Source organism: Streptomyces sp. NPDC048436, from assembly GCF_043200355.1.
GTDB lineage: Bacteria > Actinomycetota > Actinomycetes > Streptomycetales > Streptomycetaceae > Streptomyces.
The window spans coordinates 123,082-149,660 of the sequence record NZ_JBICXP010000008.1; the positions used below are offsets into that span (position 1 = coordinate 123,082).

Consider the following 26,579-nt stretch of genomic DNA (forward strand, 5'->3'; position numbering starts at 1 on the left):
GGCCGGTGATGTGTCCGGGCTCGTGGGACTCCGGTTGTCAGGGCTTCTCGGGCAGGAGGCACAGGCCGGTCAACGGGTATGGCAGCGCGGCGATCTCGCGTGGTTCCTGTCCGGCTGCGGGGCCGTCGGGCAGGGGCACGGCCCGGATGTGACCGCCGAGGTCCGAGACGTAGGCAATGCCCTCCCGGCTGTCGAGGGCGAGGCCGATCGCCTCGGTGAAACCGTCCGCGATGATCTCGGGTGGCTGCCCTGTCGTGCCGTGCTCAGGAACGGGCGCCCGGTTGAGCGTGTTGCCATCGGGCGGTGCGCCCCGGTCGGTCCAGTAGAGCCAGTCGCCATCGAGGTGGAGGTCGATGGGCTCGGGCAGGTCCTGCCAGAGCACCTCGACGTCGGAGCGGTTCTCGGCTGTCTCGCCGACGGGGATGTCAAGGCCGGCGCGAAGGATCCGACCCTTGCCGCCCTTGGCCGGCCCCTTCTGCGTCCAGTACAGGTGTCCGCGAGCGGGGTCGACCGCCACGCCGACGCACTCGGCCATGATGCCGTCCTCGGCGGGGTTCACCACGAGATCGGTCAGACCGCTGCCGTCCACTTGGACCCGGCTGATCCGATGCCCCTCGCGGTCGCCCCAGTACAGCGTGCCGGCACCGTCACTGGTCAGCTGTTTGCCGGTCGTCATCGCTCCGGTCGGGACCACGTCGCGTCGCGAGCCGTCATCCAGGCTCACGGCGTGGACGCCGCCGTTGCGGCGAGAGAAATCCTGACCGGTCTCGCCGGGGTTCTCAGGGTCGACCAGTGGAGCCCCCATGGTGGTCCAGTAGACGACGCCTGAGTCCACGACGATGCCGTCCGGAGCGGCGCCCGCGTCGTGCAGGAGCGTATGTACCCGGCCGTCCGGGAGGCTGACCTTCAGCACCTTCCCGGATGCCACGTGCAATGCCAGTAGTTCTTTCGACACGGCGGTCGTCCTTGTCGTTGCTTGTTCTTGCTTGTTCTTGGTGTTTCGGTCTGTCAGGCCCCCGGCCAGGGGCGTGTCACTGTGGCCGGCTGTCCGCGGTGGCAGGATCTGTCCAGCCCAGCGGCTTGAGGACGGCGCGGGTGCGGCCGTCGCGCAGGTCGGCGAGGCGCTCGTAGGCCGACTCACCTGTGCCGTATGCCTGTTCGACGGCGTCCAGTACCTCACCCATCCGGGCCGGATCCGGAGCGCCAATCTCAAAGGACAACTGGGAGCCGACGTGCTCCGCCAGATGACGCATACCGCCGGGCCCGCCACCCAGGACCCCACTCTCGAACGGACCGACGGTGGCCCAGCGCAGACCGAGCGAAGCCCGGACCAGGTCGTCGAGGTCGCGGACGTCGATCACACCCTGCTGTACCAAGTAGGCGGCCTGGTCGTTGAAGACCTTCTGGAGGCGATTGCCGACGAACCCGGGGATCTCTTTCTTCAGCCGGATCGGCAGCTTGCCGAGCCCGCGGTAGACCTCGACCGCCCGGTCGGCCGTGACCTCGGAGGTCCGCGGCCCCGGCACCACCTCGACCAGCGGCATCAGCTCCGGCGGATTGAAGGGGTGGCCGATCACTATCCGGTCCGCCGCCGGGTTGCCCCGAGCGATCACCGAGGCCATCAGGGAGGACGAGGACGAAGCCAGCACCACATCGTCGCGCGTGTGTGCGGCCAGCGTGGCGAACATCTGCTCCTTGACCTCGACGCGCTCCGGTCCCGCTTCCTGTACGAAGTCCGCGCCGGTCGCCGCCTCGGCCAGATCGGCGGTGGCCGTCACCGACAGGTCCGCAAGCTCGCGCGCCACCAGCTCCCGCAGGTCGGGACGCGGGTCGCTGACCCTCACCTCCCAGCCGGCTGAGCCAAACAAACGCGCCCAAGAGACGCCGATGACACCGGCACCAACGATCGTCACGACTGCCACGAAGATCACCCCCACAGGAATGAGAAAGAAACCAGCTCGGGCGGCACGGCAGCGGCCCCATCCAGCGAATGGGACGGAGGAAGGGACGGCAACTCGGGTGAGTCGTACGACGGATTCCGGCCACCGTGCTCCGGCGGGTTTGGTCACTCCAGTGGACACCCGGCGAATCGGGTCTGTCCAATATATGATCTAGTAGTGATTGATATGGAAAGCAATATCAACCTGTCGCGACGGCTGCTGGAACAGTTTCTGGTGGTGGCGCAGGAGAAGCACTTCGGCCGGTCCGCTGAGCGGCTGGGCATGAGCCAGCCGCCGCTGAGCCAGTCGATCCAGCGTCTGGAACGGGTGGTGGGCGTGCGCCTGCTGGACCGTGGCTCGGGCGGTGTGCGGTTGACCGCGGCCGGTGAGGTGTTCGCGGCCGACGTGCGGCAGTTGCTCGATCTGCAGACCGCGATGGTCGAGCGGGCCCGGCGGGTCGCGAGCGGCCTGGAAGGGGATGTCCGGGTCGGGTATGTCAGTCTTCTCAGCCACCTCTACTTGCCCACGATGCTGCGGACGGCGGCCGAGCGCCTGCCCGGGCTGCGGGTGCACCTGCACCACGGCTCCTCGCAGGAGGTGGCCGACCGGGTGCGTACCGGGGCGCTCGACCTTGGTTTCCTGCGGGACCCCGCACGGCTTTCCGGCGATCTCGTCAGCAGGGTGATCGCCACGGAGCGGATCGGTGCCGCGGTGCCGTGTGAACACCCGCTGGCCGACGCCGGTGGCATCGCCCTCGCACAGCTGCGGGAGGAGGACTTCGTCCTGCCCGATCCGACTGCCTTGCCCGTCCTGGCCAAGCAGCTCCAGATCGTCTGTCACCAGGCGGGGTTCACCCCTCGCGGGGTAGTGGTCGCCGACGACCTCAGCGGTCTGTTCAGCTACGTCGCCGCGGAGCTGTGCGTGAGCCTGCTTCCCGAGGGCCTGCGGCACCTTGCGGTGCCGGGCGTAAGCTTCGTCCCGCTCGAAGGGGCGGCCGGTCGCCTGGACACCGTCGTGTACGCCGTCCACCGCTCCGACGCTGACCCAGCCGTGATCCGCCTACTGGAAATGATCACCAGCCTGCCGCCGGGAAACCCGCAGGACCTGTAGCAGCCGCCCGTCAGCGAGGTGGCACGGACCTATACGTCCGACTACGCAACGCGGCCGACAGCTCGCAATCCGGCTTCACGGTCGCCGCGACGCCGCCCAGGCCCCGTCACGACGACAGCCCCTATGAGCGGGGTCCTGGCTGTATCTGTTTGACCAGGTGAAAGACCTCCCGGGCAGCGTAGCGTTTGAAGGCAACGGACGGCTTCGCGCCGGGCCTTGCCCTCCTTGACGCGGCGCTCGTAGTGCGCCTGAGTACGCAGGTCGGCCCGCAAGCGGGTGAACACGATGCGGTGCAGCGCGGCATTAACCTGTCTATTGCCCCATGGCTGAGCCGACCGTAGCTTCGGAGGCCCGAGGGCTGCTCGACGGGGGCTGACCCCGCACAAAGCGGCGAAGGAGCTCTGGCCGTTCGGCCGTCGTCCGATGAATCTCGGTGGCAGTCCGGGTCGTCGAATCCGGTCCGCACACGTTCGTCTTCAGCTCAGAACCCCCTGCATTAGCTTTCTCCTGACGTCCTTTCAGGGGCCCTTGGCGGGGCCTTGACACCGGTTGCCCGGGCGTCGTCAGAGCGGTGTCAAAGCCGCCGTTCGAACGGTGGTCGTCCACCGTCCGCAACGGAGCTCACCGAACCCGGCGGTGCCGACGGAACGGCCGAAAGATCTCAACCAATACCGGGAATCAGGCCGCGACGAGCTCCTGCTCACGGTCCGGCGTCTTGACCTTGGGCTTCTTGTTCGGCAGCGAGAGCCGGAAGACCTTGTGCCACGCGGAGAACACCTGCTTGGGCAGCGGCCCGGTGACGTACTCCAGCTCGTACTTCTCGAACAACGCGCGCACCTTCACCGCGACCTCGGCGTACCGGTTGCTCGGCAGGTCCGGGAACAGGTGGTGCTCGATCTGGTGCGACAGGTTGCCGGTCATGAAGTGCATGGCCTTGCTGCCGCTGATGTTCGCCGAGCCCATCATCTGGCGCAGGTACCACTGGCCGCGCGTCTCGCCCTTGATCGACCGGCGCTCGAAGACCTGCACGCCCTCGGGGAAGTGCCCGCACATGATGACCGAGTGGGTCCAGAGGTTGCGGGCCAGGTTCGCGGTGAACGTGGCGGCGAGCGTGGGGAGGAAGGAGGGGCCCGAAAGGAGCGGGTGGATCACGTAGTCCTTGAGCACCTGCTTGCGGATCTTGCGGCCCACGGCCTTGGCCCGCGCGCGGAACTCCGGGGTCTTGCGGCGGTGCTTGTGCAGGTTCTTGCCGAGCTCCAGGTCGTACGCTGCGATGCCGTACTCGAAGAAGCAGGCGTTGATGAAGTTCCACAGCGGCTGACCGAGGTGGAACGGGTGCCACCTCTGGTCCTCGTCGACGCGCATGATGCCGTAGCCGAGGTCGTTGTCCTTGCCGATCACGTTGGTGTACGTGTGGTGCAGCTCGTTGTGCGAGTGCTTCCACTGCTCGGACGGCGAGACGTGATCCCACTCCCAGGTGGTGGAGTGGATCTTCGGGTCCCGCATCCAGTCCCACTGGCCGTGCAGGATGTTGTGGCCGATCTCCATGTTGTCCATGATCTTCGCCACGGACAGACCGGCGGTGCCGATCAGCCACGCGGGCGGGAACAGCGAGAACAGCAACACGCCCCTGCTGACCAGCTCGAGCTTGCGCTGCGCCGAGATGACCTTACGGATGTAGGCGGCGTCCTTCTCGCCGCGGCCGGCGATCACCTCGTCGCGGATCGCGTCCAGCTCGCGGCCGAGCTCCTCGATCTGCTCCGCGGTCAGGTGGGCGGTGGGGTCGATGGCGGTCAAGGTGCTCCTACCGTTCGATGTCGCAGGGGCCCGCCGCGGCGGACACACAGGTCTGGATGAGGACGCCCGGCTCGGCCTCGGTGATCTCGCCGGTGCGCAGGTCGCGGACGGCGCCCGCCTTGAGCGGCGTGACGCAGCCGAAGCAGATGCCCATGCGGCACCCGGAGGGCATGAGCACGCCGGCCTCCTCGCCGATGTCCAGCAACGGCGTGGCGCCGTCCGCATCGACGGTCTTGCCGGTGGCGCTGAACGTGACCTCGCCACCGTCACCGGCGACGACGATGCTGGGGCGGAAGCGCTCGGTGTGCAGGCGCTCCGGGACGCCGTGCGCGCTCCACTGCTCTTCGGCGGCGTCGAGCAGGCCCGCGGGCCCGCAAGCCCAGGTCTCGCGCTCGGCCCAGTCGGGCACGAGTTCGTCGAGACGGGCGATGTCGAGCATGCCGTCGGTGTCGGTGTGCACCTCGGTGAGCTGCAGCTTCTTGTCCGCGACCAGGTCGTGCAGTTCGTTGCGGAAGATCACGTCTTGCGGCTGTGGCGCGCAGTGGACCATGACGACGTCGTTGAACTCGGTGTCGCGCAGCATGCCCATCACGGGCGTGATGCCGCTGCCGGCCGTCAGGTAGAGCACCTTGGCGGGCTTGGCCTTGGGCAGTACGAAGTCACCGGTCGCCTGGTCGAGCTGGATCAGCGTGCCCGGTCTTGCCCTGCGGACCAGGTGGTTGCTGACCTTGCCGTCCGGGATCGCCTTCACGGTGATCGTGACGCGGCCGTCCCGGCGGTTTGCCGGTGAGGTGACCGAGTAGGCACGCCACAGGCGCACCCCGTCGACGTCGACCCCGATCCGCACGTACTGACCGGCCGTGTGGCCGCGCCAGCCCCGTCCCGGCCTGATCACGATGGTCGCGGCGTCACCCGTCTCGGGGTGCACGGCCTCGATGCGTCCACGCAGGTCAGCGCCCGTACGCAGCGGGCTGACCAGGTCGAGGTAGTCCGACGGCAGCAGCGGCGTCGTGACCATCTCCAGCAGTTTCCACGCCCTACTGCGGAGGGCTGTACTCGTCATGGCTCCAGCTTGATGCGCCACAGGGTGTAAAGTCCTGTCCGCAGGATGTGAATCTGGTCGGCTGAATTGTTCGCAGGGAACAAAAACGTGAGCCATGCACTCCGGAGGGCCAGCGAACTGGCCCTGGACGAGGCGACGGTCACCGCACTGCGGGCCGCGCTGAGGGGCACCGCCGACGAGGTCGTCCAGGCGATCATCGACGAGGTCCCCCCGTACGCGAACGCCCTTTCGGGCCGCATGGGCGGCACCATCCGCCGAGCCGTCCGCACCGCCCTGGGGCACTACCTGGACCTCGCGAGCGGGAACGCCACAGGCGGCGACGCCGGTGACGCAGCCTACGAGCTGGGCCGCGGCGAGGTCCGGGACGGCCGTTCGATGGACGCCCTGCTCAGCGCCTACCGCGTCGGCGCCCGCGTGGCCTGGCGGTGCCTGGCCGCGGGTGCCGTACCCGCAGGCCTGCCCGCCGCCGAGGTCGCCAAGTTCGCCGAGCTGACCTTCGCCTACATCGACGAGCTCTCCGCCGCGAGCGCCGCGGGCCACGCCGACGAACTGGCCGCACGGGGCCGGGCCCACGAGCGCCACCTGGAACACCTGGCCCGCGACCTCCTCGCCGGCGCGAGTCCGGACGTGCTGCTTGTCTCTGCTCAACGGGCCGGGTGGCAGCCTCCGGTTACGCTGACCGCGGTCCTGCTGCCCGCCGCCCAGGCCCGGCCGGCCTACCGCGCGCTCGACCCGAGCACCCTCGTCCTCGACGCTCTGCCGGATGCCTTCGGCGTGCTGCTCGTCCCCGATGCCGACCGATCACATCTCTTGCGGCAGCTGACAGACCGCACCGCTGTGGTCGGCCCGGCCCGGCCGTGGACTCGTGCGTCCGCCTCGTACGCACGAGCCGTACGCGCGCGCTCCCTCTCCTCTGATATTCGCAACACCGAGGACCACCTGCCCGAGCTGGTGCTGAGCGCCGACGTGGACGCGTTCGCAGACCTGCGTGCCCGAGCCCTCGAACCGTTGCGGTCCTTGCCTGCCGCAACCGCGCGGCGGCTGGAGGAGACGTTGCGGGCGTGGCTGCTGCATCAGGGCAGACGGGATGAGGTGGCGGCGGCGTTGTTCGTCCATCCCCAGACCGTCCGGTACCGGATGTCGCAGCTGCGGGAGCTGTTTCCGGATCTCGCATCGCCGCAACGGGTCCTTGAACTGACGCTGGCGGTCGGTCTTCGGGTCAACTGACGCGTTCTTCGACTGAAGCTTTCTCCTGGATCTTGGACACCTGGAGACTGGGACCTGAGGTTCCAGAGGGAGTAGTGCCAGGTGGGAAGTTCGAACAACCGGACCAAGCGGTATACGGATGAGTCAGGCGAGACGCGATCGCTCTCGTCGACTCGACGGGCCGGACGGTCACTGAAGTTGCCCGGGAGCTGGGGATCAGTCCGGAGTCCTTGCGCAGCTGGTATCGGCAGGCCAAGGCGGATCGTGGCGAGGGCCGTCCCGGCGAGCTGACCAGCGCCGAGCGTGAGGAGTTCAAGCGGCTGCGCAAGCAGAACGCCGAGCAGGCCCAGACGATCGAGGTGCTGCGAAAAGCCGAGGTCTTCTTCGCGAAGGAGAGCGACCGGTGAACGAGACGTACGCGTTCATCGAGGTGGAGAAGACCACCCATGGCATCGCTCTCCTGTACCCGCTGCTGAACGTGACGCGCTCCTCCTTCTACGCCTGGCAGGCAGCGGCGAAGAATTGAACCGCGCGGAAGGCGGCCGACGAGGCCCTGGCCCACGAGATCACCGTCATCCACCGCGCCTCCCGGGAGACCTGTGGAGTCCCGCGGGTCCACGCCGAACTGCGGCGCGGCACCCGGGCCGGGCGCCCGGCCCCAGTCCTCAGCCCTTGCCGAAATGCACTGAGGGGAAGGCGCCCGCTGCCCTGAGGGTCCTGGTAAAGCCGTCGGCCAGCTCGGTGAGGTGCGCGGTGGCGGCCGGGCCGAGGTGGCCGTACGGGGCGGCGTCGAGGCGGTCGGTGAGCGCCTCGGCTTCACCGCGCAGGTCCGCGCCCGACTTCGTGAGATCCCCCGCCTCGTCCAGCAGACCTCGCTCGCGCGACTGGTCCCGTGCGGCGGCCCACTGCTGCGCGGACCACCCGCGGGTCCGCATGAACGTCGTCGACGTCGGGGCCATGCCGGTGGCGTTGCGCAGGACCAGCGCCTGGGCCTTGAACGCCGGCGTGTGCGAGCGGCGAGGGCGTGGCTTCTTCTTCCCCACGCTCTCCATGATGGACATCGTTCCGGGGCTGAACCCCTGACCTCAGATGTCCGTCCAAGCGGATCAAGTCAGCCTGTGTAGCGGCCGGTCACCCAGTCTTGGTCGGTAACGCTGGGATAGGTGAGGACTTATTAATTTAAAAGCTGACATTCCATAATGTCGTACTGCTACTGTACGTGCCGGTAACTCTGGCGGGAACTCGCCAGGTTTGAAGCGGGGGTCACATCGTCATGGGCGCCGTGCCCCCATGACCAAGGAACGCATGCACCACAGAATCACCACCAGGCTGGTCACGACGGCGACCGCGCTGTCACTCTCGCTCACTTCGGTCGTCGCGGCCGGCGCTCCGGCGGTCGCCGCGGAGAAGGAGCCGTCGAGCCTCACAGAGATCGCCGAGCGGATCTCCCACTATGCGAAGTGCGACGACCTGGGTCTCCTCGAGAAGGCCAGCTGCCTCCGAGAGTTCACGCGCAAGGCCCTCATCGCCGGTGCGGGCACCGCCTTGTTCCTCTACGGGACGCAGTCGGTGATGAAGGACCACGGCGCCCGGTTTAAGACGCTCAACACGGAGTTGGATGCGCTGGGGAAGCTGAAGCTCGCTGAGCTCAAGGACCCCTCGACGACAGAGGACCCGAAGGAGCAGGAGCGAATCCTGACCCAGGCGGTCACGACCGCCAAGGCCGCGAAGCCGCATCTGACCAACCTCGCGTCGAACGTCGCCAAGGCCGACAAGATGATGGGTACGACCAGCGATTCGCTCTATGCCCTCAGCGTTCTCACCGTCGTCGTTGGTGACTACGGCTTTCCGCCGTCGAGAAAAGTCAAGCCCGTCAAGGACTCCACTGACTGGGGCAAGGAACTCAGAGAGCTCAACGCGGCGTTCGACCAGATGAACAAGGGCTTCGCCCAGATGGACCGCGGCCTCAAGACGATGAACACGGGCGTCGACGAGGTCAACAAGGGCCTGGCGAAGACCAACAAGGGGATCGCCAAGGCCAACAAGGGCATGAAGGAGATGAACACCGGCATCGCCAAGGCCAACAAAGGCATGAAGGCCGCGAACAAACACGTGCCGGGGATCAAGAAGGGTGCCGAGAGGCTCAGTGAACTCCCCGACATCGATTTCGACTTCTCCCACGTCGGCGACTCCTGGGGATCAGGCTCCTCCGGCCTGGACGAGGCCACGCAGCAGCGCCGGATGTCCCTCTTCCTTGACCTGGTGCCGGGCATCGGTGACGGCAAGGGCATCGTAGAGGCGCTGACTGGCAAAGATCTGGCCACCGGTGAGAAGCTCAGCGGCCTGGAGCGGGCGTCCGGTTCGCTCGCCGTCCTGCGCTGGCTCAAGGTCGGCGGCAAGGTTGGTGCCAAGGCCCTGACCGCGGACGACGTACGCAAGGCCCGTAAGGGCGGGAGCGTCGGCGCCGCCTGCGCGGGCAACAGCTTCCTGCCCGGCACTCCGGTCCTCATGGCCGACGGTTCCGCCGTCCCGATCGAGCAGGTACACGAGGGCGACCAGGTCCTGGCCACTGACCCGGGCACCGGACACACCGAGGGACAGCCCGTCACCGACCTCATCGTCGGCAGCGGCAAGAAGAACCTCGTCAAGGTCGGCGTGGACGTCGACGGCGACAGGGGGCACCGCACCGCGTCGGTCACCGCGACCGACCAGCACCCCTTCTGGACCGGCAGCCTCGACCAGTGGACCAACGCGGCGGATCTTGAGCCCGGGATGGCGCTGCGGACCGACTTGGGCGCACCCGCCCGAGTCGACGCGGTCACCTCGTGGAGCGCACCGACCCAGGAGGTCCGCAACCTCACCGTGGCCGGCACGCACACGTACTACGTGCTGGCGGGCGACACTCCGGTCCTGGTGCACAACGCCGCCCCGTGCCGGCTCATCACGTCAGCCATCGGCAAGGACTCTCTCCTGGCGAAGGCGGCGCACCAGGCCGGCAGGAACCAGGCGGTCCAGCGTGACCTGGACGGTCTCTTCGAGCAGCTGTCCCGTGGAAACATGAACCCGGGACTCGGCAGCAAGGCTCTGGCGGGAACCGACATCACGTACGCCCGCGGCCGGAACGGCGGGCGTCTCTTCTTCCGGAACCTGGACGGCGGCATCGAGATCGTCGGCAAGGCCGACAAGGGCAACGAACCCAAGGTGATTGCGAGGCTGAAACAGCTCTATGGAAAGTGACCCGCAGTACGTCGTCGTGGACGACCGATTCTCGGCTCTCTTCATGTTGGGGGCCGACGACCGCGTCGAGGATGTCGAGAACGTCGACGTCGAGCTCCGACTGCCCGACGGAACGAGGTGGAGTGCCACCTTCATGACGCTCCGAGAGATCGCCGAGGTCATGGAGCGCTGGAAGCAGACGGGCGAATGTGGGAGCGGTGCCTTCTTCCAGTGCCCCGACCTCATCATCGTCCCGACCGGCGGGGTCGACGCGATGATGGCGTCCCTTCGCGGAATCATGGATTGCGGCGGCCCGGAGGGAATCCTGCCCGAACTGGACTGATCGACAGACCGCTGAAGGTCCCGTCAGGAAAGCCGACGGGTCCTCTGGCGCAGGCGACTGGGGAGTTTGGCCGCGGAAGACGCCGATCTGGTAGCCGCCGGTCCCGAGCTGAGACCGAGTCGTTCTCCGGCACGGACTGCCCGTTCGGCGAATCTGGGGCACGTCGCATCTGAAGCTCACATTACTTCAGAACTGCTTCACCGCTTCTGACCAGGGACGTGCCCGATTAAACAGGTATGTCCCCGGCGAGGCAGAGGTCGAGGAGGTCCGCGTCAAGGTGCGGCCACCGGTAGCGGTCCTCGTGTAGCCGGGCCGGGCTTCCGGCCGCCCGCAGCAGCGGAGCGAACCGGCCTATCAGTTCGATGAGTTCGGTCGGCATGGGCTGGCTGGTCACCCCGCCGCACCATGCGACATGTGCATGCGCTGGCCCGCGAGTAGGGCATGGCCGTTCTCGTCACTACCCAAGTGATTACCGACCACCAGCACGAGCCTGTGACCACCGCGCACCTGTCCGTGGGGATCGCCGAGTGCGCAGACCGAATGATGGTCTCGGATCGGCATGGCGTCTACTGGACGAATTCTGGGACAGCGGCCGCAGCCTTGAGCTGCCTTCCCAGCCCTGGGCGGAGACTCGGTCCGGCGTCGGCAATAGGCGCGTGTGTCCGCTCCGCACCACGACGTGGCCGCCGATGCGAACCTGAGCTGAGAACTAGCACTCCAGGCATAGAGAATCTTCGCCCGGACCGGAACCAGCAGCTGCTCGGCGGAAAGTCGGCCGTTCAAAAAGCGGGGGCCTCCGCCGCCCCCAGCGATCGTCTTCGAAGACAAGGCCGGATTCTCGAGAGGCTCTGCCAAGATATCCGTGAGACGTGACGTTCAGTCACTTCAGTGGCATGGTCGGTTGGTGTGTGACAACTTTGCTAAGTGTTCTGTTTCCGCACCTGGGAACGGTGTTGGTGGGGCGGGTATTTATGGCGGAGCACCTGGTGCGGATTGAGGCTCGCGCCTGCAACATTGAACGCCCTTGCCCGGACTGCGGTCTTCCTTCCGGCCGTGTGCATAGTTGGTATCAGCGAAGTCTGGGGGATGCCCCGGTTGTATGACCGCACCGGCTGGGGCGGACGAGGCAGTGCCGTACGGATCCGGCGAGCTCGCCCGACTACCCGCGAACCCTTCTCGCTCTGCCGGAGAGCGGGCCTGGCGTGTGCCCGCTACCGCAGAGCCCGCTTCCGGCCAACTTCTCTGCTGCCCACACGGTTTCCCCATGTCAGGTCCCATGCTTGGTGACGGATCGACCGGACGCGCGGTCCGGCGCCGGGCAGTTTCGCCGAAGAGCCGGAAACAGAAACGGGTGGTGTGCGTGGGGAGTTCACTCAGGTCCGCGGCGGGCGATGTCATCAGCGCGCAACCGGCGACGTTCACGATGGACCCGCTGCTGCGCACGCCGATGCCGGGTGTGGCGGCAACCAGGGTGGTGTACCGCTCGACCAATGCACGCGGTGAGGCGAACACGGTGTCGGGCACGGTCCTGGTGCCAGCCACGCCCTGGCTCGCGGGCAAGCGGCCGGTGATCGGCTACGCGGTCGGCACGCACGGCTTGGGGGACGCGTTCGCTCCCTCGCAGGAGATGGCCACCGGGACCGAGACCGAAGCCGCCATGATCACCGGATTGCTCGCGCGGGGCTGGGCGGTCGCCGTCACCGACTACGAGGGGCTCGGCACCCCGGGCCAGCACACCTACATGGTCGGCCCGGCCATGGGGCACGCCGTCCTGGACATGCTGCGGGCCGCGACCCGACAGCCCGGCACCGGTCTGGCCGCCGACGCCCCGATGGCGGTGTTGGGCTACTCCCAGGGTGGCGCCGCCGCGAGCTGGGCCGCGCAGCTCCACCCCTCCTACGCACCCGAACTGCGTCTGGTGGGCGTGGCCGCCGGTGGCGTACCGGCCGATGTGGAGGCCGTAGCCCGCCACCTGGACGGTGGGCCCTTCTTCGGCCTGGCCGTCGCCGCGCTGATCGGCCTGGAGGCGGCGTACCCGGAACTGAACCTGGGCAGCCACCTCAACGACACCGGCCGCCGCCTGCTGGAAGAGAACAAGGACGACTCGATCCTCGGCCTGATCACAGCGTTCGCGCTCAAGAGCCTGGCCGCTATCACCACCACCAGCCCCCTCGAACAGGCCGACTGGCGAGACCGGTTCGCCCGCAGCCGCCTGGGCACCACTGCCCCGAGCGTCCCCGTGCTGCTCTACCACGGCGAACTCGACGAGATCATCCCGTACGGACTCGGCACCGCCCTGCGCGACCGCTACTGCACACATGGCGCGACGGTGCAGTGGCAGAGCTACCCCGTCACCGACCACATCACCGGCGTGCTCCTGGGAGCCGCCCCGGCCACCGACTGGCTCGCCGCCCGCTTCGCCGGCCATCCGCCGCTCAGCACCTGCCCGTAACCGTGCGACCAGGGAGGGAATCATGGAGATCTCGGCGTTCCTCGACCGAAAGCTCACCCGCCGCTTCCAGACGTACGACAGCGACGGTGACGGCTACATCGAGCAGCAGGACTTCACATCGGCGGTGGCGCGGATGGCCGAGGCGTTCGGCCACGGCCCGGACTCACCCGCCCGCCGCCGTCTGCACGACCTCAGCCAGCAACTCTGGTTCCACCTTGCCAAGGTCGCCGACACCGACGGCGACGGCCGGATCAGCGAAGCCGAATACAAGAGCGCCTTCGCCGCCGGGCTGCTGGAAACCCCCGACTCGTTCGACGAGGGCTACCTGCCCTTCCTCGACGCCATCATGGACATCGCGGACACCGACGGCGACGGCAAGCTCACCGCGGACGAACAGGTCCGCTGGACCGGCACCCTGATGAACCTGCCCGAAACCGACGCCCGTGCGGTCTTCCACCGCCTCGACCAGGACGGCGACGGCCTGATCACGCGGCACGACCTCCTCGACGCCATCCGCGCCTACTACTTCGACGACGACCCGCACTCCGCAGGCAGCTGGCTCCTCGGACCCCTGCCGCCCCGTTGAGCGACCACCATGTGTGGCTGACCGCCGCACGCGTTCGCCTCACCGACCAGGTCCGCTGTTATAACGAAGCCGAAGCTGCTGGGTTCGATGTCAATCGCCTCGGTTGGACGACAGCGGACACTGCCAATTTGACACTCCCGTTGGCTACAGCTCGGGCCTCTGTGGCGAGCCGGGCCCCGCTAATCTCTGACTCTGGGAGTGCCCGTTCCATCCGGAGAACCTCGACTTCCCTGAGGAATTGGCGTGTTGAAGCCAATCGCGAAGGGTGTGTTCCGCGGGTGAGTTGGCGGGGGCTTTGAGTGCCGCAGGATGCGGTGCGGGGAGGGTGTACGGCGGTCTCTGCTTGAGGGATGGGAGGACCTGCCGACGCGAGAGGGCTGGGTCGGGGTACGGCCGGGGACCCGATCTTCTTGTCGCCGCGGCTCATGCTGTCTTGTCGTGGCAACCGAGCGCCTTCGCGATGACGGGGCCGGGGTCTGGTGGCCGAACACGCGGCTGCCCGTGCGGAGCGGCACATCCACCCCAATGCTCCTGGCTCGCTCCCGCCACGCCTCCGTCCCCTCCCTGGAGCGGTACGCCCGCCCCGGCGTCGACGCGGTCGCCCAGCGCGACGCCGCCGCCAGACGGAAGCGCTGACGCCTCAAGATCATCACTTTGCCGGGCATGTCTGTGCCTGTCACAGCGTCATCCACCGGATGGGTGCAGGGCTCGACGCGCCGCGAGTCGCACTGACACAGATCGTCAACTGATTGATTCTCACGGGTCTGTTCGCTGTCCCGGTCCTGCGAAAGGGTTCCAAGAAGGCGGCAGTGCGGCATGTGCGCACTCGATCTGTTGCCGCGCCGAGTGTTCAGGCACATCCACGAGAGAAGGAAACACACCCCCTATGCGCGCCCTTGTGGTCGATCACAGTGAGGCCGGACCCATACGGTTCGCCGATGTCGAGGAGCCCGTACCGTCCACCGGCGAGGCGTTGGTGGAGATACGACACATCGGTCTCAACTTCGGAGAGCTGAATTACGTGCACCAGTGGCCGGCCGGCGCTGTGCACGGTCACGACGCGGCCGGCGTCGTGGTGCGCGCCGCATCCGACGGCTCGGGTCCACCCGAAGGTACGCGCGTCGCAGTGGGAATGGCTCCCCACGCGTGGGCGGAGCGGGTGGCAGTCAGCCCCGCCTCGCTCGGCACCGTCCCCGAGGGCGTGGACCTGGCTGACGCCGCCGCGCTGGGGATCGCCGGAGTCACCGCATTCCGGGTGCTGCGCAAGCGTTCCCTGCTGGCGCGCAACGTTCTGGTCACCGGCGCCAGCGGGGGCGTGGGGCACTTCGCCGTCCAACTGGCGGCGCTGGCGGGCGCCCGGGTGACGGCACTCGTCGGTTCGCCGGAGCGGGCCGCCGGACTCCGTGAACTCGGCGCCGACAAGGTCCTGACCGACCTGGCCGAGACCGGGGACCGGTTCGACCTCGTCCTGGACACGGTCGGCGGGCCGCTGCTGGCCCAGGCGTGGAGTTCCCTCGCCGAGGGCGGCACCCTCCACCTGGTCGGTTACTCCTCGGGGCAGGAAACCACCTTCCCGTCAGGGGCCTTGTTCGGCTTCGGCGAACCCCGCAGCATCGCCACCTACGGCGACATGACGCCGACCAGCGGGGAGCTGACGGACCTGCTGGGCCTCATGGCCGCCGGGAGACTCTCGGCACCGGTCGGACTGCGAGGCGACTGGCAGGACGTGGGCGACGCCGTCCAGGCGCTGTTCGCGCGGAAGGTGCACGGAAAGGCCGTGCTTGACGTGGCCTGAAGCCGAGGACGAGGACACATGCGCCTCGCCCGCCGGTGGGCGGTGCGCGACGGTGGACGAGAATGGACCCATGGATGTGCTGGCGGAGGTCTTGCGTGTTTCGGGTGCGCGTGGGGCGCTCGGGGTCAGGCTGAAGGCCGGAGGAACCTGGGGCCTGTGGCTGGACTCCTCCCCAGGCGCGGCACTGCACGTGGTGTCCCGCGGCACCATGTGGCTCCACGCCCCAGGCGAGAAACCTCTTCCGGTGCAGGCCGGAGACGCCGTCCTGGTGCCGCCGGGCACCGCACACGGGATAGCAGGCGGCGCCGGCGTGACGATGGGTTCCTGCGACCGTGAGGCGGCGGCCCGGGCTTTTGTCGACGGCCGGGCCCTGCGACTGGGCTCGGCGCCAGTGCAGACGGAAGTGATCGTCCTGCACTACGAGCAGGACCCGGAGGTGCGCACACCGGTCCTTACCTCCCTCGCTCGGCCGATGCACGTCACAGCCCGGGAGAACGCGCAGCTCAGAAGGACCGTCGAACTTCTCGCCGCGGAGCTCGCACAGCCGCAGATCGGCACCACCGCCGCCATCAACAGCATCGTCGACCTTCTGCTCGTCCAGTTCGTACGCGCCTGGCTGGCCCGCCACCCGCAGGAGCAGTCCGGCTCATGGCTGGGATCGATGCGTGATCCGGTCGTGCGCGACGCCCTGGCACGTGTCCACGCCCAACCGGAACACCCCTGGACCACGGAGACCCTGGCCGCCGCGACGAGCGTCTCCCGGGCAACGCTGTCCAGGCGTTTCCGATCCGCCCTCGGACAGTCGCCGGGCGCGTACGTGACGCAGTGGCGCATCGACCTGGCGTCCGTCCGGCTCCGCGATACCGATGAGCCGGTCGAGTCGATCTCCGGCGCGGTCGGCTACGCCTCTCCGCACGCTTTCAGCCGTGCCTTCAGACGGGCCCGAGGCACGGCCCCGGGCGAGTACCGTTCTCAACTTCGTAAGTGATCCGGCCTCGGGGCTGATGGGCTCGCATGTTGAGGTGTCGCGGATTTCCTCGTTGAGGCCGTGCCTGGGGTCACCGTGTGCGGTCGCCGGAGGCGTGTCGGCTCCAGGTTCCTCCGGCTTCAGTGACCAGGGAGGCTGTCTTGTCGTGGTAACCGAGCGCCTTCGCGATAACGGGGGCCGGGGCCTGGAGGACGAGTTGGCGGATCGCGGAGGTCTTGCCGCGCTGTGGCGGGACGCCGAGCTCCCGCAGGTGGGCTTGGATACTGCCTGGATTCATCGGCTTTCCGGGAAATGGAGGAACGGGCCGTTCGTCCAAGTGTCCACGCGTGCTGGGCCGAAGAAGGTCTCCATAGTGCGTCCTCAACCTCAACATGCTGACTTGGCAGGGAAGGGCATCGCTACGCGCAACGAGTGGCTGTGGAGGTCTGAGCGGGCGCTGGTTCAATTCTTGTGGAGCCGGTCGCCATCGCGTCGCTGGGCAGCGGCAACTCAGATTGCAGCGAAGGTCAGGCACCTCTGCCAGAACCGCGCCCGGGTGCCCCTGCCCAGCACCACAGAGGGTGGACCAGAACGCCAACTCGACTGCGTAGCCCTCCGCCCCACCCCACACAAAGGTGAGGCCATGCAGAATCATGAAGCATGCGCCTGGATACCTGGCACCTGACCGAAGACATCGACGACTTCCTCGCCCGCGCCGGAGACTTCATCCGCTCGCGCCCTGTCCTGCACAACACACCGCTCACCGTGATGGAGAAATGGCGGACCCGCCCGGGCGCGTTCGACCCTGGAACCGCCCTCTTCGGCCAACTGGAGTTGGATGGCAAGGCCCAGGCGATCTTCTACCGCCTGCCGAATCGCCGGCTGACCCTCACCCCGCTGTCTTCCGAGCGGGCCGACGCTCTCGCCGCCCATCTGACCGGCCTCGGCCACACCCTCTCCGGCGTAACCGCGGACCACGACACCGCCACCGCGTTCGCAGAGGCATGGCAGCGGCACACCGGCGCCACGGCCACGCTCCGCACCCGGATGCACCTGTACCGCCTCGGCACCCTCACCCCACCGAAGCCGCAATCGGACAGTCAGAGCCGCCTTGTGGGCGAGCAGGACCACGAGCACCTCATGCGCTGGTGCCGTGAACTCGCCACTGACCTCGGGGAAACCATCACCATCAACGCCGGCTCTTGGGCCAGCACCCGCTTCGCCGAGAAGCACTACACCTTCTGGGAGACCCCGGGCGGCACCCCCGTCTCCATCGCGGGCATGAATCCGATGATCGCTGGCATGGTCCGCGTGGACCCGTCTACACCCCGGCTCACCTTCGTGGCCGCGGCTACGCAGCCGCAGTGACCGCCGAGGTGAGCCGGGCCGCGCAAGCAGCAGGCGCCACGGAAGTCGTGCTGTTCACCGACACGAGCAACCCCACCAGCAATGCTCTCTCTCTACCAGCGCCTTGGGTTCCGCCGGGTTACCGACTGGGCCCGTACGACTTCGCCACCTAATCTGGCCGCAGTAGAAAAACACCTACCTGGCAATCGACGGTCGACCTGCTGAGCTTGTCCTACTGCTTTGGCGCGAGTGTCCTGGTGCTCGATATCGGTTTGCTGCCATGCTCGGCTGGCCGCAACACTTCCGCTCATGTCTATGACTGCACGCGACCTGATGCTTGAACACTTCCGCTGGATCGCTGGTCACGCGAATGTGTGGGCGATCTTCCGGGACGCCAAGGCTCTGGCCGTGGTGGTGGCCCTCGTTGCACCGTTGCGGGACGAGCGGGTCACGGCCGTTGTGGGGATCGAGTCGCGGGGATTCCTGCTGGGTGGTGCCGCGGCCGTTGAACTCGGGGTGGGTTTCGTTCCTGTCTGTCCGGAAGGGCGAGGGGATCTTCCCCGGCGACAAACCCGTGCAGGAGTCCTCCCCTGATTACAGAAACCTTCGGCACACCTTGCGGCTCCAGCGTTCGTCGTTGGGGCCGGGAGACCGTGTCGTTCTGGTTGACGACTGGATCGAGACCGGAAGCCAGGCTGCGGCCGCTCGAAACATGGTCGAGGAGTGCGGTGCTTGACCGACGCGCTGCTGTGCGCGGACGGCCCGGTGAGGGCACCGGTGGATCTGACGCTGACGACCGAGCACCGTCGCGGGCATGGCGCGATCTACGACGCGTTGAACTCTGGGAGCGTGGACGTGCCAAGGTTGCGGGACGTGCCAGCCGGGCTGCGGCAGCCCGAGGCCGCTGACGGGCGCCTAGTCCTGGGCGTCGACGTTGCATTCGGCGGCATTGGCTCAGGTGAGCCGTGGACCAAGCTGGTCGCGACCGGCTTGGGAACGATCAAGGATTTCCAGCCTGCCGCCCGGCTTCGCTAACCACAAGGTGAAGGTGCTGACCAGCACTCTCAGATTGGTCGAGCCGAGGGCCACTCGTGCCACATCAGTCGCAGCGGCTTCCGTTCGGGGAACGGTCACGATGGCCGTTCCCTGAACGCTTCCGCGAAGTTCCCATGTCGGACCGTCGGCTCTTGAGCTGTGCTTCTGGGTCCAGAAACAAGCTCTGAACTTGTCATTTATGGTCGGCCGGGCGTCAGTTCGAGTATCAGGCCCATGGCGTCATCGAGAAGATGCGTCTCGCTCTCGCTCATGGACGGGTCGGCTGCCCGTCTCTTCCTGGCTTCCGTGAGGCATCTGGCGTCGGTGTTCCCCGGAACGACCGTGGGGCCAAGGTGTGTGAGCAATGAGGCGAGCACTGCGCGGGCCAGTGGAGCCAGGGCCGTGGTGTCGACGGCGACCTGCGCCAGGATCAGGGACGACATTCCCCAGTCCAGCGCGGGTGGTCCTTCCTCGGTGTTGCGCCAGTCGATCACCATGGGCCCTCCCGGGGTGAGCATCACGTTGTCCGGGTGCAGGTCGAGGTGGAGGATGCGGTGGCCGGGATCGGCGGAGGAGCGTGCGTGGACGGAGTGCAAGCGGTGCAGCAGGTCGGCGAGCGCCGATCCTGCTTCCGCAGCCGTGATCGTGCCCTGCAGTAGTGCCTGCAGCATGGACGGGCCGTGCAGCCGCTGCATCACCAGGTCGGTTCGCGGCGCCGGGCCGGGTCCGGCGCCCGCCGGGTCCCGGACCCTGGGCACCGGATATCCGCGCTCCGCGAGGTAGGCCATGACGGCTGCTTCGGTGGTGGCGTCGCCGCCGTCCCGGTATCGGCGAAGGACCCAGTGGTCATCGATGGCGAACACGTCCGCGCTGCGGCCGGAGCCGAGTAGCTCACCCGTCTGCATGCCCGGACCCTATCCGTCGGCGGGTCCGCCTTCTTCTCCCGCGCGTCGTGGCTTGGTGCCTGTTTTGTGGTGGGTGGGGCGGGTGTATGCCTCGCCGGTGGCGAGGACGCGTCCCACGTCGTGACGCGTTGCCTTACGGCGGTTCTTCGAGCCGGGCGGGCGTCCGGGGCCGGGCCGGGAGGGTTTGGGTGCACGGGCTGGGGATGGGGTCTTTGCGTGCAGGTTCCGGAACCCTCTGCGGACGCGGGCTGGGGTGAGCCTGTTCGGCACGGCCGGTTTCTCCCAGGGGCGGCGCAGGTCGGTGACCAGGGGCCGGGCGAGGCGGAGTTGGGTGTGGGCGGCGATGACCAGCCAGGTCCAGCGGTCGGCGGCCTGCGGTTCGCGCAGCCTCGGTGCGGTCCAGCCGAGGGTCTGTTTGAACAGGCGGAAAGTGTGCTCCAGATCGAAGCGGCGGAGGAAGGACTGCCAGCAGCGGTCGACATCCGTTGCGGTGGCGCCGGTTTTTGACCACCACAGCCAGACCGGCTTGTTTTCCCCGCCGCTGGGGAGGTGCTCGACGCGGAGGCGGATGACGGTGCCCTCGATGATGGGCAGTTGTCCGTCGTGGTCCAGCCAGGCCGCCCGCTTGGTCAGTCTGGGGTGCAGCCGGTCCCAGGCCCGTGCGGTCGCTTTGCCATAGAGGCGGGTGTCGGTGACGGTCACGGCCTGCTCGGTGCCCCAGGTGTCCGGCTTGCCGAAGACGAACTCAGCCCCGTGCTTGGGCGGACGGCCGCCTTTAGGGTCGTAGACACGCGGCGGGGTCGGCCGGCGCAGGACACGGTCCGAGCGCATCCGCCCGAGGATCTCGACCGGCAGTCCGCCCAGCAGATGGGCGATGCGCGGCGCGTCGTATCCGGCGTCCAGCACGATCAGGATGTCCGGATCGCCGTTGGTCCACTGCCCGGCGGCCATGAGTCTCTGCACGAGTTCGCGGATCTGCGTAGTGGTGACGGCGGCGACGTCGGCACCGGGTTGAAGGCGCAGGGCGTCCAGCGGGGCGGTCCAGGAGGTCCGGCCGGTTTCCAGGGCGGCGATGACGGAGTACGGCCAGCCGGGAATCATCTGGTGCTTGCCCTCGCCCCGGCCGTAGGTGTGACAGAACGAGCGGTCCGGGGCGGTGGCCGCGTCCGGCCGTAGCCACGGGGAGACGTCGGCAGCAAGGACCAGGCGTCCGTCCGCTGCCTTCGGCAGCGGCAGTCCGGCGAGCGTCCGCCGCAGCCGGGCCACCTCCAGGCGGCCGTTGTTCAAGCCGCCGTACAAGGAGCCGTGGCCACGGCGATGCTCGGGTGCCAGCGACAGGCCCACCAGCGTCTTGACCGGTCCGTCCGTGCACAGCAGTGCGTCGGTCAGCTCGAAGAGCGCGTCCCCACGTCCGCTCAGACAGTCATAGAAGTCGCCACGGAAGCGTGACAGCAATGCGAACGCCTCCCGCTGGTCCGGCTGTTGCAGCACACTCATCTCCACGGCCTCTGGCTGGTCACGTGTACTCCTTGGTCGGAGCACATGATCAGCCCGAGGCCGCCCGCACGTCCTACGAATGCCCAGGTGAGCGCTTCAGTTCGAATCGCATTTCGGACCGAGACGTTAAACGACAAGCTGACGACCTGCTCAGCCAGGTCCCCACCTACGTGCCCGGCGACATCGCACGGCAGGTGGAACTTGCGGAGGCGGATCACGCCCTGGGTTGGGTAACGCGGCTGCCCCTGGATCAGCGTATTTGTGCCCCCGTGTTCAGCGGCAGCGCGGACGTGGAGGGCGCGGATGCCGACTTCATTGCCGACGGCCGGCTCATCGACTGCAAGGCAACGGTGCGTCCCGAGCGGTTCGGTGAGAGGAGGGACGTGCACCAGCTGGCCGCCTATCTCCTCCTCGACTACGAGGACTCGTACGCGCTCCACCAGGTGGGCTTCTACCTCGCCCGGCAAGGCCAGCTGCTCACGTGGACTACGGAGGAGTTCCTCAGCCTGCTCGGAGCTCGGTGGTCACTGCCCACACTGCGGGCAGCGTTGCGTCAGGCCCTGACCAACCCCACCGCCCCGGAAGCCGATCCGGGCCCACCCGACCTGCACGGGACGCAGGAAGGCCTCTTCGACGAGGACGACGGGGCCTGACACTCACCCGCGTTTCCTGGGGCCAAAGCTCCCTGGCAGTGCCGTGCTGCTGAAACCGGCCATCGTGCCGACCGCTAGGGTCCGGCCCGGTCATCCTCACGATCGCCGGTCCGACCCGGCCGGAACGAAGCCCCAGGAGTGGCGTGAGCAGGCTGCCGTACACGCAGAGGCCGCCGAACCGTATGGATTACTTCTGAGATGTTTGAAGGCGTACGACGAGGCCTGCGGACTATCCGGCCTTGCGCAGCGGAGCGGTGGCGTTGATGACACTCGCCGAGCAGGGTATGGACGACTTGCAGTTGTGCGCTCGTGCGCTCGGTGACAGCCAGCGGGGCGACCGCGCTGCGGTGCAGGCGTGCTGCCTTGTGGTGGAAATGGCCGAGTTCGCGGGCCAGGGCCAGCACAGACAGTTGCGGATTGGTGGAAATGTAGTAGCGGCCAGCGCGTACAGGAAGCACTCGCTGGCGATGGGGCACATCTCGTCACGCTCCCAGAGCTTGGCCGCCTGGAACTGGTGCGGACTCATACGCTCCAGCGCGTCAGTGTGGGGAAGGCCGTTCTCGCCCGTGCCCTTGACCATGCCCCACAGTTCCATACCCACATCGGCCGGTGAGCGGCGCGGGAAGTCCACGGCAGGCCACTTCCCCCGTCGCCCAGCAGACGGGCAAGGGCGTCGTCCATGTCGCCGTGATGCGGCGGTGGGCACGTCTGCGGCGGGCGCTCTCCTTTCGGTGATCCGTCAACCGTTTGCCCAGACGGGAAGTTCGGTGATGCTGAGAGCGAAGTTCAAGTTCCCCACCCCGTGGTTGGCGAGGCCCACCGTGACCACGCCCGCTCCTTCCAGCCAGTGCGCCGTTTTCAGGCCGCCGACGTCCAGCGGGCGCATCCCGAGGCTTTCGACGAACGCCTTCACGCTTGCCTTTGCCTGCTCGTTGTCGCCTGCGAGGAAGACGTCGGGCCGACCCTTTTCCAGGACATGACGGAAGACGGTGTTGAACGCCTTCACCACGGTGGCGTCGGCCGGGGCCGCTTTGGCGACTTTCTGCGCGATCGAGGTCTCCTCGCGGTGGGCCAGCCCGTCGAACGTGCTGTTGAAGGGATTGCTGATGTCGACGATGACCTTGCCCGCGAGAGCGTCTCCGTACTGGGCGACGACCGGCACGACACCGTCGTGCAACAGGGCCACGATGACGATGTCCCCGGCCGGGGCGGTGCTCCATTCTCCCGTCGTGGCGCCGCCGCCGAGAGCCTGGGCCAGGTCGGCGGCCTTGGACTGATCGCGGCCCATGACCTCGACAGTGTTGCCGCCCGCTATCGCCCGCGCGCCGATGGCGCGGGCCATGTTCCCGGTGCCGATGATGCTGATGCTGCTCATGAGATGTCCTGTCCTGTGCTGGTTGTGGGTTGTTCGGTTCAGAGGGCGGTGGTGCCGCCGTCGGCGACGAGTTCCATGCCGTTGACGTAGCTGGAGTCGTCGGAGGCGAGGAAGAGGGCGGCAGTGGCGATTTCATCGGGGCGGCCCATCTGGCCGCGGGGGATGAGGGACTCGAACTGGCGCTTGGTGGCCTCGTCGAAGAGCTCTGCCTGCTTGGCGGTGGCGACCTGGCCGGGGGTCAGGACGTTGACGCGGATGCGGCGGTCCTTGAGCTCGTTGAGCCAGACGCGGGCCCATGCCTGCTGGACTGCCTTGCTGCCTGCGTAGACGCTCCAGCCGGGGAAGGCGCCGAGGGAGGCGTTGGAGCCGGTCATGAGGATGGAGCCGCCGTCGTTGAAGAGCGGGAGGGCCTTCTGGACGGTGAACAGGGTGCCGCGGGCATTGAGCCCGAACCAGGTGTCGAACTGGGCCTCGGTGATCTCGCCGAGCGGAGCGGGCTCGCCCCCGCCCGCGCTGGCCCACAGCACGTCGAGGCTGCCCTTCTCCCGCTTGACGGTGTCGTATAGGCGGTCCAGGTCGTCCAGGTCCGCGGCGTCGCCCTGGACGCCGGTGACGTTACGGCCGATCTGCTTCACGGCCTCGTCCAGGGCGTCCTGGCGGCGGCCGGTGATGAAGACGTGCGCTCCCTCGTCGACGAACAGCTTCGCGCCGGCCAGCGCCATGCCAGTGGTGCCGCCGGTGATGACCGCTACCTTGCCGTCGAGCTTTCCCATAGTCATTCCCTTGGGTCGGTGGTGCCGTGTGTACCTGGGGCGACGATGTTAAGTACACCGCCCTGTGTGGTTAACGTACGGGGCGGGCGGCCGGGGCGCAAGCTATGTACACCGGTCGTTACCTGGCTGCGGTACGCTGGGCCCATGACGGAGTTGGAGAAGGGCCCCACGGGTAGCCGCCGCGGACGGGGCGCCCGCGAGCGCATCCTCGGCGCGTCCCAGCAGCTGTTCCGCGAGCGGGGCATCAACGGCACCGGCATGGACCAGCTCTGCGCGGCGGCCCAGGTGTCCAAGCGCACCGCCTACCAGCACTTCACCGGCAAGGACGAACTCGTCGCCGAGTACCTGCGCCGGTTCGACCCCGCCGTTCTGCCCGGCGTGTTCGACCGCACCGACCTCACGCCCCGCGAACGGCTCCTCGCCGCCTTCGACATCCCCGCCACCACTCCCCTGTGCCCCTACATCGCCGCCGCCGTCGAACTCCACGACCCCCAGCACCCCGCGTCCCAGTACGCACGCGACTACAAGAAAGCCGTCGCCGCGCGGCTCGCCGACACCGCCCGCGAAGCCGGCGCCGCCGACCCCGAACAGCTCGGCGAGCAGCTCGCGCTGCTCATCGACGGCGCCGCGGCCCGCACCCGGGTCCTCAACGCCGACACCTTCCCCACCGCCGCCGCCATCGCCGCCGTCCTCATCGACAACGCCATCCCCGCCACAGCCGGCGATGACCGGCCACGGGAGGAAGTGCCGAGTTGACGTGGCACTCCGCGGCCGGGCTGGACGCGCTGCCGGTCGCGTGGCTGCACCCGCTGGGCTGGTACGCCCCGCCTGGTCGGAACCGGAGATTCCCTGGCAAGTCCTTCTATTCAAATCTCCTGAGAACGTGTCCTCCAGCCCAACTGATGGGGTGCCAGGCGCCTGCAGCGATGGTGAAGCGTCCTCAGATGCCAGAGACGCCTAGCAGCACGAGCAGTGCCAGGCTGCGCAGCGGGGAGGCTAGGTCCGGGCATGCCAAGTCGCTTGACTCCATCCCTTGCTGCCGTATCGATCGCAGTCATGGCGTTTGCCGGATGCGGCACTTCGACGCAAGGAGGGTCTCCCAACCCCTATACAAGCGTGATCCCGGCGCCCACGAACGACGGTCGCGGCGCAGATGCCAGCTCGTCCCTGGGCTCAGCCTTCAACGTCGGTGGGCAGGATGGTGTAGCGAAGGGCGCGCGCTGCAAAGAGGAAGCGGGGTGGGGGCGGGATCGCGAGGATGAGCAGTTCCGGTGCCACAAGGGCCACTGGGTGCACATCATCTGGGAGCCGCCCCACGTCGGGAGTACGTGCCCTAAAGGCGGAGGCAGGTACTTCTTCCAGCGGAACGTGCCGACGCATGAATGCAGCAATGGCCACTGGGAGAAGATGACCGGATCACCGACACCTACGGATCGGTGATCCTCCTGAAGACCGCTGGTGCTCGCGGTGACCAACAAGAGCGGTCGGCGCGGGATCAATCGAGGCTCAAGAACGGCTTCCGTGGCCCACCATTGAACTCCCGGTGGACGTCTTAGCTGGCAGGGGGGCTGAAGGAGTGGGTGATTTACCCATCATCCGGGGCGAGGGAGGACATGTGACCGTCGAGGAGTCCTGGGAGAAAATTGAACGCTGGATAGCCCGGTACGCCCCGGAGGAGGACTCATTGCCGGGCCCCTGTGCACACGCAGACCTGGAGCGCCTGTATGAGTGCCTTGGGGTGCGGTTGCCTGAGGATGTCGAACGCTCGTTGCTGCGACATGACGGGTCTGGCCTCACCGTGATCCTGCCACCTGGGTTCACGCTTCTGGGCGTCGACGACATCCTCGCCAAGCGTGAGACCTGGTTGAGGTACGCGGCACCTGATGACTCGAACCTGAGGAAGGGAGACAAGCCCTTCCTTGTTCCCTTTGCGGCATTGAGCGTTACACAGCTCCTGGTCGACACCAGGACTGGCAGGCTCGGTTGGTGGGACATCGAGGAGTGTTTCCTCTGGGAGGAGGAGCCACTGTGGCATTCGCTTACGAGCGCCCTGGACTTCGTCGGGAATCTGCTGGCCTCGCCGCCTCCCTGGATTGCGGTCCTGCCGGGTGACGAGGAGTGGGAAGTGACGGACAGAGATCCGGACTTCCCTGGAACGCTTGTATGGACCGAGGACCCTGTGGACTGACGTCTGACGGGCCTGGAAGCCGCCGCTGCTCCTAGCGCCGCACCGGTCGTCCGGTCTGTCAGGCGAGGCCGTCGTCGTAGCGGTCATATCCGTGTTGTCGTTCCAGGGGAACCAGACGATGTTGTCGGAAGCTGGGGCGTGTTTTGAACCGCTCTGGGATCGGTGGAGGCTCCACCGATCCCGGAGCGGTTCACTACGCCACCTCAACCGCAGGTCAACAGTGCCTGACTGGCGGTACGGTCGACGCCAAGTCGCCGCAGATCGCGAGCGTTTGACGGTGGAGGCACTGGCTTGATCTCGGCTCGGCCCCGATGAAAGAGTGTTCTTGTAG

At 67.6% G+C, this 26,579-nt stretch carries 28 protein-coding genes and 1 pseudogene; 18 read left to right on the top strand and 11 right to left on the bottom strand.

Features of this window, described 5'->3' with window-relative positions:
- Positions 1-37 precede the first annotated feature (37 nt).
- Both ACGFX9_RS26560 and ACGFX9_RS26565 read right to left on the bottom strand, forming a co-directional pair.
- On the bottom strand, positions 38-955 hold the full coding sequence (locus tag ACGFX9_RS26560) for a hypothetical protein (RefSeq protein WP_393476883.1): 918 nt from the start codon (positions 953-955) through the stop codon (positions 38-40).
- Between the two features lie 76 nt (positions 956-1,031).
- Positions 1,032-1,937, bottom strand: a complete 906-nt coding sequence (locus ACGFX9_RS26565; protein ID WP_393476885.1) for a 3-hydroxyacyl-CoA dehydrogenase NAD-binding domain-containing protein — start codon at positions 1,935-1,937, stop codon at positions 1,032-1,034.
- Between the two features lie 189 nt (positions 1,938-2,126).
- Between ACGFX9_RS26565 and ACGFX9_RS26570 the strand changes: the two genes are divergently transcribed.
- A complete protein-coding gene (locus ACGFX9_RS26570; RefSeq protein WP_393477537.1) occupies positions 2,127-3,050 on the top strand; it encodes a LysR family transcriptional regulator in 924 nt (307 codons plus the stop codon).
- Positions 3,051-3,728: 678 nt separating this feature from the next.
- On the opposite strand, the gene ACGFX9_RS26575 is transcribed toward ACGFX9_RS26570, so the two are convergent.
- Both ACGFX9_RS26575 and ACGFX9_RS26580 read right to left on the bottom strand, forming a co-directional pair.
- Positions 3,729-4,847 (bottom strand): fatty acid desaturase family protein, encoded by a 1,119-nt coding sequence (locus ACGFX9_RS26575; RefSeq protein ID WP_393476888.1) that lies wholly within the window; start codon positions 4,845-4,847, stop codon positions 3,729-3,731.
- Positions 4,848-4,854: 7 nt separating this feature from the next.
- The gene (locus ACGFX9_RS26580) at positions 4,855-5,910 is read right to left on the bottom strand and encodes a ferredoxin reductase (protein ID WP_393476891.1); all 1,056 of its coding nucleotides are present in this window, start codon (positions 5,908-5,910) and stop codon (positions 4,855-4,857) included.
- A gap of 87 nt (positions 5,911-5,997) precedes the next feature.
- Between ACGFX9_RS26580 and ACGFX9_RS26585 the strand changes: the two genes are divergently transcribed.
- The 4 genes from ACGFX9_RS26585 to ACGFX9_RS26600 all read left to right on the top strand — a co-directional run bounded on the left by ACGFX9_RS26585 (position 5,998) and on the right by ACGFX9_RS26600 (position 7,828).
- Positions 5,998-7,137 carry a PucR family transcriptional regulator gene (locus ACGFX9_RS26585; RefSeq protein WP_393476894.1) on the top strand — a complete coding sequence of 380 codons (1,140 nt, stop codon included), beginning with the start codon at positions 5,998-6,000 and terminating at the stop codon, positions 7,135-7,137.
- A gap of 137 nt (positions 7,138-7,274) precedes the next feature.
- Positions 7,275-7,523 carry a transposase gene (locus tag ACGFX9_RS26590; protein WP_393477542.1) on the top strand — a complete coding sequence of 83 codons (249 nt, stop codon included), beginning with the start codon at positions 7,275-7,277 and terminating at the stop codon, positions 7,521-7,523.
- Complete coding sequence (locus ACGFX9_RS26595; RefSeq protein ID WP_393476897.1) at positions 7,520-7,642, top strand: hypothetical protein; 123 nt, start codon at positions 7,520-7,522, stop codon at positions 7,640-7,642. Before ACGFX9_RS26590 ends, ACGFX9_RS26595 begins: the two co-directional genes overlap by 4 nt.
- Positions 7,643-7,669: 27 nt before the next feature.
- Positions 7,670-7,828, top strand: a complete 159-nt coding sequence (locus ACGFX9_RS26600; RefSeq protein ID WP_393477546.1) for a hypothetical protein — start codon at positions 7,670-7,672, stop codon at positions 7,826-7,828.
- On the opposite strand, the gene ACGFX9_RS26605 is transcribed toward ACGFX9_RS26600, so the two are convergent.
- Positions 7,782-8,168: a hypothetical protein gene (locus tag ACGFX9_RS26605; protein ID WP_393476900.1), complete on the bottom strand. Its 387-nt coding sequence runs from the start codon at positions 8,166-8,168 to the stop codon at positions 7,782-7,784. The genes ACGFX9_RS26600 and ACGFX9_RS26605 overlap by 47 nt on opposite strands.
- Positions 8,169-8,421: 253 nt before the next feature.
- Here ACGFX9_RS26605 and ACGFX9_RS26610 point away from each other — a divergent pair, with 253 nt between their 5' ends.
- Positions 8,422-10,353 (top strand): pre-toxin TG domain-containing protein, encoded by a 1,932-nt coding sequence (locus tag ACGFX9_RS26610; protein WP_393476903.1) that lies wholly within the window; start codon positions 8,422-8,424, stop codon positions 10,351-10,353.
- A 16-nt stretch (positions 10,354-10,369) separates the two neighbouring features.
- Positions 10,370-10,675: a hypothetical protein gene (locus ACGFX9_RS26615; RefSeq protein WP_393476906.1), complete on the top strand. Its 306-nt coding sequence runs from the start codon at positions 10,370-10,372 to the stop codon at positions 10,673-10,675.
- 226 nt (positions 10,676-10,901) lie between these two features.
- On the opposite strand, the gene ACGFX9_RS26620 is transcribed toward ACGFX9_RS26615, so the two are convergent.
- The gene (locus ACGFX9_RS26620; protein WP_393476909.1) at positions 10,902-11,069 is read right to left on the bottom strand and encodes a hypothetical protein; all 168 of its coding nucleotides are present in this window, start codon (positions 11,067-11,069) and stop codon (positions 10,902-10,904) included.
- Positions 11,070-12,035: 966 nt separating this feature from the next.
- On the opposite strand from ACGFX9_RS26620, the gene ACGFX9_RS26625 reads away from it, so the two are divergent.
- The 5 genes from ACGFX9_RS26625 (at position 12,036) to ACGFX9_RS26645 (ending at position 16,496) form a co-directional block, all read left to right on the top strand.
- Positions 12,036-13,127, top strand: coding sequence for a lipase family protein (locus tag ACGFX9_RS26625; protein ID WP_393476912.1), 1,092 nt, complete (start codon positions 12,036-12,038; stop codon positions 13,125-13,127).
- Positions 13,128-13,149: 22 nt separating this feature from the next.
- On the top strand, positions 13,150-13,713 hold the full coding sequence (locus tag ACGFX9_RS26630) for an EF-hand domain-containing protein (protein ID WP_393476915.1): 564 nt from the start codon (positions 13,150-13,152) through the stop codon (positions 13,711-13,713).
- Positions 13,714-14,151: 438 nt separating this feature from the next.
- Positions 14,152-14,349, top strand: a complete 198-nt coding sequence (locus ACGFX9_RS26635; RefSeq protein ID WP_393476918.1) for a PmrA — start codon at positions 14,152-14,154, stop codon at positions 14,347-14,349.
- Positions 14,350-14,599: 250 nt separating this feature from the next.
- Positions 14,600-15,508 carry a zinc-binding dehydrogenase gene (locus ACGFX9_RS26640; RefSeq protein WP_393476921.1) on the top strand — a complete coding sequence of 303 codons (909 nt, stop codon included), beginning with the start codon at positions 14,600-14,602 and terminating at the stop codon, positions 15,506-15,508.
- 70 nt (positions 15,509-15,578) lie between these two features.
- The gene (locus ACGFX9_RS26645) at positions 15,579-16,496 is read left to right on the top strand and encodes a cupin domain-containing protein (RefSeq protein ID WP_393476924.1); all 918 of its coding nucleotides are present in this window, start codon (positions 15,579-15,581) and stop codon (positions 16,494-16,496) included.
- Between the two features lie 70 nt (positions 16,497-16,566).
- Here the strand turns inward: ACGFX9_RS26645 and ACGFX9_RS26650 are convergent, their stop codons facing one another.
- Positions 16,567-16,773 (bottom strand): hypothetical protein, encoded by a 207-nt coding sequence (locus ACGFX9_RS26650; RefSeq protein ID WP_393476927.1) that lies wholly within the window; start codon positions 16,771-16,773, stop codon positions 16,567-16,569.
- Positions 16,774-17,135: 362 nt separating this feature from the next.
- Here ACGFX9_RS26650 and ACGFX9_RS26655 point away from each other — a divergent pair, with 362 nt between their 5' ends.
- The 3 genes and pseudogenes from ACGFX9_RS26655 to ACGFX9_RS26665 all read left to right on the top strand — a co-directional run.
- On the top strand, positions 17,136-17,843 hold the full coding sequence (locus tag ACGFX9_RS26655; RefSeq protein ID WP_393476930.1) for a GNAT family N-acetyltransferase: 708 nt from the start codon (positions 17,136-17,138) through the stop codon (positions 17,841-17,843).
- 294 nt (positions 17,844-18,137) lie between these two features.
- Entirely contained in the window at positions 18,138-18,416 is a 279-nt protein-coding gene (locus tag ACGFX9_RS26660) for a hypothetical protein (RefSeq protein ID WP_393476933.1), read from the top strand.
- A gap of 138 nt (positions 18,417-18,554) precedes the next feature.
- Positions 18,555-18,761, top strand: a pseudogene (locus tag ACGFX9_RS26665) (transposase); the annotation flags it as partial.
- A gap of 293 nt (positions 18,762-19,054) precedes the next feature.
- Here ACGFX9_RS26665 and ACGFX9_RS26670 read toward each other — a convergent pair.
- Together ACGFX9_RS26670 and ACGFX9_RS26675 are read right to left on the bottom strand one after the other, a co-directional pair.
- Positions 19,055-19,762, bottom strand: coding sequence for a phosphotransferase (locus tag ACGFX9_RS26670; protein ID WP_393476936.1), 708 nt, complete (start codon positions 19,760-19,762; stop codon positions 19,055-19,057).
- A 9-nt stretch (positions 19,763-19,771) separates the two neighbouring features.
- A complete protein-coding gene (locus tag ACGFX9_RS26675) occupies positions 19,772-21,259 on the bottom strand; it encodes an NF041680 family putative transposase (protein WP_393476939.1) in 1,488 nt (495 codons plus the stop codon).
- A 269-nt stretch (positions 21,260-21,528) separates the two neighbouring features.
- On the opposite strand from ACGFX9_RS26675, the gene ACGFX9_RS26680 reads away from it, so the two are divergent.
- Complete coding sequence (locus tag ACGFX9_RS26680) at positions 21,529-21,912, top strand: hypothetical protein (RefSeq protein WP_393476942.1); 384 nt, start codon at positions 21,529-21,531, stop codon at positions 21,910-21,912.
- A gap of 739 nt (positions 21,913-22,651) precedes the next feature.
- Here the strand turns inward: ACGFX9_RS26680 and ACGFX9_RS26685 are convergent.
- Positions 22,652-23,287, bottom strand: a complete 636-nt coding sequence (locus ACGFX9_RS26685; protein WP_393476945.1) for an NADPH-dependent F420 reductase — start codon at positions 23,285-23,287, stop codon at positions 22,652-22,654.
- Between the two features lie 38 nt (positions 23,288-23,325).
- Positions 23,326-24,060, bottom strand: a complete 735-nt coding sequence (locus tag ACGFX9_RS26690) for an SDR family NAD(P)-dependent oxidoreductase (RefSeq protein ID WP_393476948.1) — start codon at positions 24,058-24,060, stop codon at positions 23,326-23,328.
- A 144-nt stretch (positions 24,061-24,204) separates the two neighbouring features.
- Here ACGFX9_RS26690 and ACGFX9_RS26695 point away from each other — a divergent pair, with 144 nt between their 5' ends.
- Positions 24,205-24,816: a TetR/AcrR family transcriptional regulator gene (locus ACGFX9_RS26695; RefSeq protein ID WP_393476951.1), complete on the top strand. Its 612-nt coding sequence runs from the start codon at positions 24,205-24,207 to the stop codon at positions 24,814-24,816.
- An 859-nt stretch (positions 24,817-25,675) separates the two neighbouring features.
- Positions 25,676-26,248: an SMI1/KNR4 family protein gene (locus ACGFX9_RS26700; protein ID WP_393476954.1), complete on the top strand. Its 573-nt coding sequence runs from the start codon at positions 25,676-25,678 to the stop codon at positions 26,246-26,248.
- The last annotated feature ends 331 nt before the right edge of the window (positions 26,249-26,579 follow it).

Excerpts from the sequence above, each read along its gene's own strand:
- ACGFX9_RS26570 (WP_393477537.1), top strand. The coding sequence starts at position 2,127 with ATGGAAAGCAATATCAACCTGTCGCGACGGCTGCTGGAACAGTTTCTG.
- ACGFX9_RS26580 (WP_393476891.1), bottom strand. The coding sequence starts at position 5,910 with ATGACGAGTACAGCCCTCCGCAGTAGGGCGTGGAAACTGCTGGAGATG.
- ACGFX9_RS26605 (WP_393476900.1), bottom strand. The coding sequence starts at position 8,168 with ATGGAGAGCGTGGGGAAGAAGAAGCCACGCCCTCGCCGCTCGCACACG.
- ACGFX9_RS26610 (WP_393476903.1), top strand. The coding sequence starts at position 8,422 with ATGCACCACAGAATCACCACCAGGCTGGTCACGACGGCGACCGCGCTG.
- ACGFX9_RS26630 (WP_393476915.1), top strand. The coding sequence starts at position 13,150 with ATGGAGATCTCGGCGTTCCTCGACCGAAAGCTCACCCGCCGCTTCCAG.
- ACGFX9_RS26640 (WP_393476921.1), top strand. The coding sequence starts at position 14,600 with ATGCGCGCCCTTGTGGTCGATCACAGTGAGGCCGGACCCATACGGTTC.
- ACGFX9_RS26645 (WP_393476924.1), top strand. The coding sequence starts at position 15,579 with ATGGATGTGCTGGCGGAGGTCTTGCGTGTTTCGGGTGCGCGTGGGGCG.
- ACGFX9_RS26650 (WP_393476927.1), bottom strand. The coding sequence starts at position 16,773 with ATGAATCCAGGCAGTATCCAAGCCCACCTGCGGGAGCTCGGCGTCCCG.
- ACGFX9_RS26655 (WP_393476930.1), top strand. The coding sequence starts at position 17,136 with ATGCGCCTGGATACCTGGCACCTGACCGAAGACATCGACGACTTCCTC.
- ACGFX9_RS26660 (WP_393476933.1), top strand. The coding sequence starts at position 18,138 with ATGACTGCACGCGACCTGATGCTTGAACACTTCCGCTGGATCGCTGGT.
- ACGFX9_RS26670 (WP_393476936.1), bottom strand. The coding sequence starts at position 19,762 with ATGCAGACGGGTGAGCTACTCGGCTCCGGCCGCAGCGCGGACGTGTTC.
- ACGFX9_RS26675 (WP_393476939.1), bottom strand. The coding sequence starts at position 21,259 with ATGAGTGTGCTGCAACAGCCGGACCAGCGGGAGGCGTTCGCATTGCTG.
- ACGFX9_RS26685 (WP_393476945.1), bottom strand. The coding sequence starts at position 23,287 with ATGAGCAGCATCAGCATCATCGGCACCGGGAACATGGCCCGCGCCATC.
- ACGFX9_RS26690 (WP_393476948.1), bottom strand. The coding sequence starts at position 24,060 with ATGGGAAAGCTCGACGGCAAGGTAGCGGTCATCACCGGCGGCACCACT.
- ACGFX9_RS26695 (WP_393476951.1), top strand. The coding sequence starts at position 24,205 with ATGACGGAGTTGGAGAAGGGCCCCACGGGTAGCCGCCGCGGACGGGGC.